At 63.6% G+C, this 10434-nt stretch carries 7 protein-coding genes and 1 tRNA gene; 1 reads left to right on the top strand and 7 read right to left on the bottom strand.

All coding sequences use genetic code 11. The features are described from left to right. Positions 1–336: 336 nt before the first annotated feature. The 7 genes from K1X74_04580 to K1X74_04550 all read right to left on the bottom strand — a co-directional run bounded on the left by K1X74_04580 (position 337) and on the right by K1X74_04550 (position 9400). Positions 337–1794, bottom strand: coding sequence for a hypothetical protein (locus K1X74_04580; protein ID MBX7165603.1), 1458 nt, complete (start codon positions 1792–1794; stop codon positions 337–339). A gap of 33 nt (positions 1795–1827) precedes the next feature. Continuing rightward, on the bottom strand, positions 1828–3039 hold the full coding sequence (locus K1X74_04575) for a hypothetical protein (GenBank protein ID MBX7165602.1): 1212 nt from the start codon (positions 3037–3039) through the stop codon (positions 1828–1830). A 123-nt stretch (positions 3040–3162) separates the two neighbouring features. Continuing rightward, on the bottom strand, positions 3163–3435 hold the full coding sequence (locus K1X74_04570; GenBank protein ID MBX7165601.1) for an acyl carrier protein: 273 nt from the start codon (positions 3433–3435) through the stop codon (positions 3163–3165). Continuing rightward, a complete protein-coding gene (locus tag K1X74_04565) occupies positions 3432–4991 on the bottom strand; it encodes an amino acid adenylation domain-containing protein (protein MBX7165600.1) in 1560 nt (519 codons plus the stop codon). The genes K1X74_04570 and K1X74_04565 overlap by 4 nt, the downstream gene beginning before the upstream one ends. Positions 4992–5596: 605 nt before the next feature. After that, positions 5597–7441 carry a PQQ-binding-like beta-propeller repeat protein gene (locus tag K1X74_04560; GenBank protein ID MBX7165599.1) on the bottom strand — a complete coding sequence of 615 codons (1845 nt, stop codon included), beginning with the start codon at positions 7439–7441 and terminating at the stop codon, positions 5597–5599. Positions 7442–7632: 191 nt separating this feature from the next. Continuing rightward, positions 7633–8670 (bottom strand): hypothetical protein, encoded by a 1038-nt coding sequence (locus tag K1X74_04555; GenBank protein MBX7165598.1) that lies wholly within the window; start codon positions 8668–8670, stop codon positions 7633–7635. A 644-nt stretch (positions 8671–9314) separates the two neighbouring features. Beyond that, positions 9315–9400, bottom strand: a tRNA-Leu gene (locus tag K1X74_04550). Positions 9401–9857: 457 nt separating this feature from the next. Between K1X74_04550 and K1X74_04545 the strand changes: the two genes are divergently transcribed. Then, positions 9858–10394 carry a DUF420 domain-containing protein gene (locus K1X74_04545; protein ID MBX7165597.1) on the top strand — a complete coding sequence of 179 codons (537 nt, stop codon included), beginning with the start codon at positions 9858–9860 and terminating at the stop codon, positions 10392–10394. Positions 10395–10434: the final 40 nt, after the last annotated feature.

The raw sequence follows: 10434 nt of genomic DNA, 5'->3' as shown, positions 1-10434 counted from the left end.
ACTGCTATTCGCGCCGCATCGAACGCGCAAGCGGCGGGCCCTTGCCCATCACGGCCGAGACCCTGTGCCGGTCAACGCCTCGCTGCAAGGCGGCTACTGACACTCACGCAACGACGAAGCTGGTTCGAAACAGCTCTGATTCGCCGCCGAACTTTGCTTCCGCCCGACGCCAAGGCATAGACTATACGACGCCCATCGAGTGGCAAGTTTATTCCAGAACCGCGGTCCTGTTTTTTGCCGGCGCCGAAGACTGCCCCTGCGAGCCGCCGCCGCGCGACGTTTGCCCCCCAAGAGGCTCGGTCACGATCGGGTCGCAGACCAATCGGGGGGCCCGCTTCAGAACTGGAAATAGATAAACGTCAGCTTGCCGCGCAAATAGACCAGGCACAGCGCGAACAACAGGCCGGTCACGGCTCCCCCGGTGGCCGAGAGCCAGCCCTGGCGACGCTGTGAAACCTTGGCGCCGATCTCGGCGCCGAGCTGTTTCAGGGCAGGTACCAGGTAGGGTGCCATCCACACCAAGGCCATGAGCGTGGCGACGTGCAGATAGAACGTGCCGGACAGCGACCGGACCGAGTGTTGCCAGGGCATGAACATGATGGCCAACAATTGCAGGGCATGCCGGAAATCGTCCGCACGGAACATCGCCCAGGCAGGCCAGAGCGCGACGTTCAGCGCGACGACCGATAGGCCCGCCACGATCCGTCCGGCCCAGGTGTCGTCCTCGGCCAAGGGCTGGTACTTCCGCGTGACATAGCGGAACACGTGATAAGCGGCGATCAGGCAGCCGTGGTACAGCCCGTAGACGGCAAACTTCCAGCCCGCGCCGTGCCAGACGCCGCAGATGGTCATGGCAAGGATCGTGGCGCGGCACATGTTGCCCAGCGTCACGCGGCCACCGACGAGCGGATAGTAGACATAGTCGCGAATCCACCGCGACAGCGACATGTGCCAGCGGTTCCAGAAGTCGGGCGGCGACGTTGCGCTCAACGGGAAGTTGAAGTTTTCGACCAGGCGGATCCCGCACATCTGCGCTGCCCCCAGGGCGATCCGCGAGTAGGCGGAGAAATCGAGATAGCACTGCACGGCGAAGGCCATCGACATGACCATCACGTCGGTCGAGCCCAGCGCGACGGCCTCGCGCGCGAAGGCGTCGTCGACCTGTGGTCCGATCGAGTCGGCCAGGACGGCCTTGGTGAACAGCCCCGTGGCGATCAGCGTCAGCCCTTCTTGCAGATCGCGAGCCGTGGGCCGCAACTCACCCTCGAACTGGGGCATCAACTCCTTGGCCCGCATGATCGGCCCGGCGATCAGCTTGGGGAAGAAGGCAATGAACAGTTGCACGTCCCAGAAGCCGTGCGGCGATTCGCGCTTCTTGACGACGTCGAAGATGTAGCTGCTCGACTCGAAGAGATAAAACGAGATGCCCAGGGGCAAGACCAGCTCGGCATACGGAATCTCGAACGAGAGGCCCAGCAGCCGGTTGACGATGCGCAACTGCAGGATGGTCCAGTCGAGGTACTTGTACAGCACCAACACTGCGACGTTGATCAAGATGATGGTCCAGCCGCGCCGAGCGCGCAGGGGGCCCTCGACTTGGGCAATCCAATTGCCGCCCCACCAGGTGAGCACCGCACAGCCGCAGAGCAGCGCCAGGTAGGGCCAATGCCACGAGGCATAGAACAGATAACTGGTGACCAGCAGCCACCATTTGCGCCAGGACCGGGGCAAGAGGCCCAGAACGATCACGACGGACAGCAGGAAGATCCAAAAAACCGGCGAAACGAAGCGCATGAATCACGCAGCGATGGAAGGAGTCGAGGCGGGTTATTCTGCGGTCTGCTGCAACTCGCCGGCAAACGCTTGCGCGTCGTCGACAGACACGCCCGTCTTCAAGTGATCCCAGAGCCCGCATTGTTTGCCGGTTTGGAACAGGAACTCGGCCAGCAGCTCGTGCCCCGTCTCGGTGAAGTGGCCGCGATCGGGGTAATTGCCGGCCCAACCCCAGTACTCGTTGGGTACGACTTCACGCGCGTCGACAAAGTCGAACCCGTAGCCTCGGGCGACCGAGACCAGGCGACTGAGCACTTCGTAGTGCCGCGACGTCTCGACGAACGACGCCATATCGCCGCGGACCGGCTCCTCATAAATCAGCACCTTGGCCCGGTACTGGCTCATCAGGGCAAGCAAGGCACTGAGGCAGTGCTGGTTGAATTCCAGGTCGGCTTCGATCACGCCGCGCTGATAGCCCTCGACGTTTTGCACCACGCGCTCCTGGAAGCCGTTCACGACCGAACGGTAGATGCGGCTGCGAATCTCCGAGCTTTGGCCGACGAGCGTCGTGTGTTCAGCCAGCCAGTCGACCGCCTCGTGATCGAGCTTGTCGGCATCCGACATGGCGTCCTGCTTTTCGATCTCGATACGGGCCTTGCGGATCTCGGCCTGGACCGCAGCCAGGACGTGTTTGGAGCCCGGCGTATCGAGATTCTCGAGGTGGCCGACGAGCCAGCTGATGTATTCGGGGCGTTTGTAGTACAGGTGGATGCTGTGCCGCAGATCGCGCTCGCGGGCAATGTTCGGCCAGTTCCAGGCCATGACGACGACGTTCGGCCGGTACCCGCGCGAGAGCAGATCGCAGTAGGTCGTCAGATATTCGAACGGCAACTGGTTGGGATAAGCCAGCCGGTAGTAGGTCACCAGGTGACTTCCCAGGTAGCCGTCGACGCGCTGGACGAATTGGTCGAACAGCGTGCTGGTCGTTTCGTTCCGCAGCGGCTCGCCGCGATGCCGCCCGGCCAGGCTGTACATCTGCGAATTGCCCAGCAACAGCACCGTTGGGCGATCCGAGATAGCCGGCGGAATCGTCTTCGCATCGCGGCCGACGTCGACCATGTAGGCGGGTCGCTCGAGCTTCGCGTCGCCGCGCACGCCCAACCAGGCCGAAGTCACGGTCTCCATGCCGAGCACCACGACCGCAAACGCCCCGACGAACAAGGCGACGTGCAGCGGGCGAATTTCCGTCTTACCGGCAGGGGTCATGATCGGTGGGCACGTACGCGGTGTTGTGTGGTTTGCCCGGCAGGAGCTCGTCGCGGCTGGCAACGGGCCAAGGGCAACTCGGCGAGAGAACCGGCCAGCGGCCAGGGGCGGACCGCTGTGGCGTTAGACCGTCGCGCTGCCCGCGGTTGCATAGCCCGATACGATCCGGCAAAAACCTCCGACGGTGGTGAACGCCTCGATGTCGACCTCGCTGACGTCGACCTGGATACCGAACTTGTCTTGGACCGCCATCACGATTTCCAGCAGGCCGAACGAATCGACCAGGCCGCTCTCGGTCAGGCTCAGGTTGTCGGCCGGATCGTCAATTCCGGCCTTGGCGAGCTTGCGCCGCAGGTGCTGGCAGAGAAACTGCTTGATGTCCGCAGGAGTGGTCATGCGTTCTCCAGGTGCTGTTTGAGTGACTTCTTATCGATCTTGCCATTGGCATTGAGCGGCATTTCCGGCAGGAAGATCAATTCCTGCGGGACCATGTAGTTGGGCAGACGCTCGCGCGCCACGGCCAGGATCGACTCGGGATCGACCGTCGAACCGGACAGGAAAGCCGTGGTGCCCAACGGGCCCAACTCGTTGCGCGGATAGGCGAGCACGGCCACGAACTCGGTGCCGGCGGCACTCTTGAGGACGTGCTCGATTTCCATGAGCTCGACGCGGAAACCGCGAATCTTCACCTGTTCGTCGGCGCGTCCGCGGTAGAGGATGTCGCCTTGTTCATTCACGCACGCCAGGTCGCCCGTGCGGTACCAGCGATTGTCCGGACCGGCATGCCAGGACATGGCCACGAATTTATCGGCCGTTTTTTCGGGATCTTGCCAGTAGCCGGCCGCGACTTGGGCCCCAGCGATGCACAGCTCGCCGATCTCCCCGGCGGGAACCAGTTGCAAGTGCTCGTCGACGATCGCGGCGCTGAGCCCTGGCAGCGCCCGGCCGATCGGCACCGTGCCGTCGCGCGCGTCGTCCGCCGGATCGAATCGATGCACCGTGCAGGTGATCGTGGCTTCCGTCGGGCCGTAGAGGTTCTCGACGTGCGAGTCGGGCGCCGCGATCTTCCACGCCGCGGCAATGCTGGCCGGCAGCGGTTCGCCGGCAAACAAGCTCCACCGCACGCTCGGAAACGCCTCGGGCTTCAACAGGTTCATCCGCTTCATCAGGATGCCCACCGAGGGCACCGAGAACCAGACGGTCACCTGCTGCTCGCGGATGAACTTGGCCGGCGCGAGCATGTCATTGGCCGTGGGCACGCACAGGCACGCCCCGTTGGGCCAACAGACGAACATATCGGAGACCGAAACGTCGAACGTCAGGTCGAATGTTTGCGAAAATCGGTCGGTCGGACCGATGCAATAGCGCCGCGACATGCACTCGACATAATGCATTACGTTGCGATGCGTGACCATCACGCCTTTGGGCGCCCCGGTGCTGCCCGAGGTGAACAAGATATATGCCAAGGCGTCGTCACAGACCGCGGGTGCCTCTTTGAGCGGGCTCGCGGCCTCCAGGTCGGAAGCGCCGAAGAACTCGTGACGCGGAAAGCGGCGGCGGTATTCACCGGCGTCGGCAACCTCGGGCAGTACGACGCACAGCGGGCGCTCGACCTCGCTCAGGATCTCGTCCTGCTGCTCGACGAAATGGTGGTCGGCGACCAGCGTCGTCGCGCCCGAGGTTTCGAGCATGAAGCGATTACGGGCCGCGGGAAACCGCGGATTCAGCGGTACGTAACCGGCGCCTGCGACGAGCGTGCCTAGGAGCCCCTCGTAGACGGCCGCGGTACGCGAACCGAAGACGGCGCCGAGCCGCGGCACCGGAAAGTTTTGCCGGGAGAGGACACGCGCGACCCGGCCCACTCGGTCACGGAGTTGCGCATAGGTCTGGCATTTACCCTGCACATGCAGTGCAGGTCGGTCCGGATACACGGCGGCAGCCTGCAAAAACATCGCTGCCAGACCACGTCCGGGCGTCGTGTGCAGCGACACCTTGTGCGCAGGCGCGCAAGCCGCTGCAGCAGCAGTCGTAACTACATCAGTCGAAGCCACGTCGGTTCCCACACCTTCGCTTCGAGTTGTTCAATTCTCGATTCTGTCTTAGCGCCCCGAAAGCACAACGGCTCGCAAGGTTAATTGTCGACAAGTGCGTGCGCGGCTGGGCTCCATGAATCATCCGCAGGCATCGTCTCGAGGCAGCTATCCAACAACTGCCCGATCCCTGCTGCTCACCGAGCCGCGGCTTCGATACAAGAGGGTCTGTCCGTGCGACGAAGATGTCGCGCGCGATCAGCGCGCAACAGGCCCGCGTGCACGACGACGATTTGCCCTGACCAACGCACCGATTGTCGCCGAGTCGTGGCCGGCAACCGATGGACTGACCCCACACGATGCATCAGAAACCCACGGCCCGAGTTTAGCCCTGACTGCAACGCCGACAACGCAGTCGCATCCCTCTTAAGGGGAATTAACCGAGCCTGGAGGAATTGTCTGGGTTAGATGGCATAGCCTTAACAAATCTTAGGAAATCGTTCGCAGCGACCTCGACGAGGCCCCCATCAGGGCGCGCTCGCCGTGTGGCGCTCGATACGCGGCAGTTCCAGGCACACGGCTTCATGATCGTTGCGCAAGAACAACTGGTTGTCGGCCAAGGCCGGGTGGTTCCAGGTTTTGCCCTCCAACACCGCCACGTCGGCCAGCTCGTTGTGTTTTTCCGGCGTGGCTTCGACCAGCACCAGGTGGCCGTTTTCGGCCTGCACCAGCAGCAGGTCGTCGACCAGCAGGATCTGTCCGTGGCCGTAGCGACCCTTCTTCCATTGACGTTTGCCGTCTGCGAGCGAGATGCAAGCCAGGATGCCGTTGTCGAGACCATACGCGAAGCCATCGCGGACCACGGCCGTGCAGAATTTGCACTGCAGATCGCGCGATTTCCAAACGACGCCGACCTGCCAGGGTAGCACGCCCGGGGTGAGTTCGTAGAGCGTCGCTCCTTTCCCATAGCCCGTGGCCAGGAAGAGTCGCCGGTCGCCCAAGGGCGACACCTGCGAGCAATTCATGGCCTCGATGTCTTTCCACCACGGCGTGCTCCAGATGAGCTCGCCGGTCGCCGGATTGCGCGATTCGAGCGTGGCCTTGTTGAGGGCGACGACCTGTTCAGTGTTACCCAGGCGGATGAGTGCCGGCGAGGCATAGGCCGCTTCGTCCTGGCCGGCACGCCACGCCCGCTGGCCCGACTCGACGTGGTACGCGACGAGCGACGCATCGTGCACGCCTCCCGCGCAGGCGATGACCAGGTCGCCCACGACCAAGGGCGAACCGCACATGCCGTAACGGAGCAGGGGGGCATCGTTGTCCGCCAACAGATCGACCGACCAGTGCCGCTCACCCGTCTGCCGATTCAGACAATTGAGCACGCCCGTGCCGCCCAAGGTCAGCACGCGCTGACCGGCAATCGTGGGCGTGGCGCGGGGGCCGTCTCCCGTGGCGTGCTCGACATAGTGCACCGGGTCCTTGTGTATCCACAGCTCTTGCCCGGAGTCGCGCTGGTAACAGACGACACATTCCTCTTCGCCGCGCTGCTCTTGCGTCACGGCATGATCGCCGGCCACGGCAAAGGCGCTCCAGCCGAGGCCAACCGCACGGCGCCAGCGCTCGACCGGCGGATGCTGGGTCCAATCGCGGTCCAGGTTCGCGCCGTTCACGGTGCCTTGGCCATCGGCACCGCGAAATCGTGGATAATCCGACGGCGCATCGGCTCGTGCGGGGGTGCTGGTTGTTGCCGAACCTTGTGCAGCGGGGGCGTCCGTCGGTTGCAACGCAGTTCGCGCCGCACCGCGCTGCGCAGGTCGAAATCGCCAGGTGAAATTCGCCTGCGAGGCGCCGTCGATGCCGTCGAACCGCACGCCGGCGGCAAACAGGACGACCAGTCCGATCAGTCCGGCCAAAACGGACCACCGAGCCCGAACGCTCCACCCCGACAAACGGGCCAGCCAGGGCCAGATGACCCACGTGCTGGCAGCGGCGAATCCGGCCGCGAGCGTCGGCTCTTGCGAGATGGCAGACGCCTTGTACAGCCACAGCGCCATGGCCGCCGCCAGCCAGACGAACAGCCCCAGCCACAACCAGCGATCGGGTTTCGCAGTCCGATTCCGCGCCAGCCAGCGCACGAGCAACGATCCGACGGTCGCCGCCAGCGCGGCCACGGCCGTGGCCTTCCAAAACGTGTTGTGCTCTTTATAGAACAGCCACCGGAAGAACGACCGGCGCCCGGTTTCCAGGTAGATGTTCAGCAGCTCGTGCCAATAGCCGAGGAGCACCGCGGCGCAGCCGAGCAGCACGCCAGCAGCCGCCAGCCGCGCAAGACGCTGGCGCAAGGCCGGCGCCGCGATCGACTCGGTAGACATATCGCGCCTGGGGAAAATGACAATGTCCCAATGTCGCACCAAGCCCAGGGCCGTTCTAGATACAACATCGGGCACGGCCTGTAAATGACGTGTAGCGAGCACGTGGCCATGCGTCAGCCGATCACTGCGAATCGCCCGGCGGCGCGCCAACACGCCGCGGCTGAAGTCGCGCTTGCGACGCGCACCGCTCGTCAACCACCTTGCTTGAGCCAAGGTGGGATCGAGGGAGGCACCCGGCAGCGACGGCCGAGCGACGTTTGACCCATCAGGAACGACGCCAACTCATTGGCCGTCAGCCAATGGCCGTAGGGCGTCAGGTGGCAGTCGTTCGGAAAACGCACCGGGTACTCCTGTCTGGCGGATGCTTGCCAAAGTCGAGGCGAGAGGTCCAAGAACCGGATCATCAGGTTTTGTGACAATTGATCGGCGACTTGGCGCATCTCCGGGTCGAGCCGGTGAATGAAGCCGTGCCGATCGGCGAACTCGTGCAGCAACGGAAAGTACACGACGACCAGCTCGGCGCCGTGCTCGCGGCAATACGCGTCGACGTCGAAAAAGTACTGCCGCCATGTCGCGACGCGTGTTTCGGGCGAAAGCTTTGCCAACTGCTCGGCATCGCGCTGTTCGGCGCTGGCGCGATTGCAGATCTTCGAGGCACGGTTGAGCAACGCCAGAAAATAGCTGCGTTGCGACGCCGGATACCACGCGGTGTAGCGCGGCGGCTCAAAGTAGATCTGTCCGTCGGCCAGCACCGGATAGCACTTCGGACGTAAGACGTCGTGATTGTTGGAAAAAAAGAACTCTCTGTCGTCGTTGTAGAACAGGCACAACACGACGACATCGGGTTGGTACCGGATGCCCTCGGTCTTCAAGGCCAGGAACTCTTGATCGGGGCTGTACCCGATGACGCCCATGTTGATCACTTCGACGCCGGGCCAGTTGCTTTCCAGAACCTCGGTAAACAGCTCCGGCTGCTCGACGCCCCCGGCACCAAACACGAACGAATCCCCCAAGACCACCACCCGCAACGCATCGGCGGGTTTCTCATAGGCATAATCCCGGTCGCGGAGCCCGCGCGCATTGGTCGCGATGTGATAAGGATTGACGTTGGTGTCAAAATAGCGGGCCTGCGGCAAGCATTTCCAGCCGAGCACGGGATCGTCGGTGAAGACCTGCTCGCGCTCGAGTAGATGCGCCGCGATGCGCAGCGCGATTTCGGACAGCGCCATCGCGCCGCACAGGGCTAGGCAGAGGCAGCCAAGCTTCCACCCAATCGAAAATCGGCGCGGCAGGGGGCGAGTTGTGAGTGGCCCCGCCGCCGACGCATCGCGTGAATCCCGCGGACTTTCGGCACGGCTTCGAGGGGGCGTGGTCAAATGAAAGCTCCGGATCTTCCGTCGAGCGACGCACCGCCCAAAGCGTCGGAAGGCCTCAGCAGGCTGTTGCAATCGCCTGCGACAGTTCGCGGTCAACGTTGCATGCCTACCATACGATACTCCCTCTTCGTACCGGTTTGCGATACCCAGGGCCTTGACGAAGTGCTCCATCGGAAGTGCTTCCGACGCGCAGCTCCGTGGCCCAGCGCTCCGGCAGATCGACGTGAGTCCACCACGGTACAGCCGCCACGCAAGAGATCGCCGATTCCCGCGCCCACGTGCAGCTCGGTCAACAGCTTGAGACGGCTAATCGCGCGCTGCGAGAGCTTGATACTTTCAAACGGCGGAAGACCAAGGAGATCGGACAAGATCGTCCGTTCTGCGCCGCAAGGGCTTGCCCACAGCCGGGGCACGCTGCGGAAAGAATGCGCCGTCTGCTGGATGCTCGAAAAAAACGAACGTCCGAACAGGACAGCGACAAAGCTCAGTCAAACCACTGGCCGAGGCGGGAATCGAACCCGCACGGGGGTTACCCCCCAAGGGATTTTAAGTCCCTTGCGTCTGCCTATTCCGCCACTCGGCCGAAACGGCTAATTCTAGAGGCTCAGCAGCGTGCCGGGAACCGCGAGCCGCGCGGAGACAGCAATTTGCCCCGTGGCAACAGGCGGCTGTCTTCGAGCAGTGCACGGTCGCCTGCGCGTGAGTGTTGGTCGGAGCCAGCTCATCGACGGCTGCGTCGTTTCTGCTTGCCACTCGCGCGCCGGAGTAGCCGTCGCGTTGGCCACCGGATTGCCGGGCAGTCGGCGTGCGAGCATCGAAGCAAGGGGCCCTTCCGCCGCCGATTTCAGACACTTGAGCAGTGGAAGTTTGCTGCGCCACCGCCCGTGCGGCGGCGCACTCAAACCGGCATTCGCCGCTTTACAGGTTATGGCTACAATCTTGGGCACGCCCGAGGAATCGATTGGGCGGCGACGCGCCCCAGCGCGCGAACCTACTCGCGACCCACACGAGCTCGTTCAGGCATGCACGAAGTATTTGCCATGGCGGTCGGCACCGAGGGCGCAGTTGCTGCACCCCCCGCCAAGTTTTCGGGAATCGACGGTTTCCTGGGAACGCGCGGCTCCTTGATGTTGGATCTGGTGGTGATCGCGATGCTGCTCGTGCTGCCGGTCATGCTGATCAGCATTGCGCTGGTCAAATATCGCCGACAGTACGCGATCCACAAGGTGTTGCAGTTGACCTTGGCCGTCGCGCTGCTGGCGGCGGTCGCGATGTTCGAGGTCGACATCCGCGTGCATGGCTGGCGAGACCGGGCCGAGGCGTCGCCGTATTCCAGCGCCAGCGGCACGTCTCCACTGGACCTGGCGCTGTGGGTGCATCTTTGCTTCGCTGTGAGTGCGGCCGTGCTCTGGGTTGCCGTGACGGTCCGGGCATTGCGACAATTCCCCAGTCCCATCGCACCGTCGGCGCATAGTGCGAGTCACATGTTCTGGGCGCGGCTGGCCGCGTTTGCCATGTTCATGACGGCCGTCACCGGCTGGGTGTTCTACTGGATGGCCTTCGTGGCGACGCGCTAAGCCGGATTGCTCAACCGGCGAGCGATCGACGCACGCGACC

The organism is Pirellulales bacterium, assembly GCA_019694435.1.
Classification (GTDB): domain Bacteria; phylum Planctomycetota; class Planctomycetia; order Pirellulales; family JAEUIK01; genus JAIBBZ01.
Note: the sequence above shows the minus strand (reverse complement) of the source record. Positions and strands in the feature narration are given on the sequence as shown.

What these genes read in the sequence shown, in the direction of transcription:
- K1X74_04580 (MBX7165603.1), bottom strand. Translation starts at nt 1,794, where the DNA reads ATGCGCTTCGTTTCGCCGGTTTTTTGGATCTTCCTGCTGTCCGTCGTG.
- K1X74_04575 (MBX7165602.1), bottom strand. Translation starts at nt 3,039, where the DNA reads ATGACCCCTGCCGGTAAGACGGAAATTCGCCCGCTGCACGTCGCCTTG.
- K1X74_04570 (MBX7165601.1), bottom strand. Translation starts at nt 3,435, where the DNA reads ATGACCACTCCTGCGGACATCAAGCAGTTTCTCTGCCAGCACCTGCGG.
- K1X74_04565 (MBX7165600.1), bottom strand. Translation starts at nt 4,991, where the DNA reads ATGTTTTTGCAGGCTGCCGCCGTGTATCCGGACCGACCTGCACTGCAT.
- K1X74_04560 (MBX7165599.1), bottom strand. Translation starts at nt 7,441, where the DNA reads ATGTCTACCGAGTCGATCGCGGCGCCGGCCTTGCGCCAGCGTCTTGCG.
- K1X74_04555 (MBX7165598.1), bottom strand. Translation starts at nt 8,670, where the DNA reads ATGGCGCTGTCCGAAATCGCGCTGCGCATCGCGGCGCATCTACTCGAG.
- K1X74_04545 (MBX7165597.1), top strand. Translation starts at nt 9,858, where the DNA reads ATGGCGGTCGGCACCGAGGGCGCAGTTGCTGCACCCCCCGCCAAGTTT.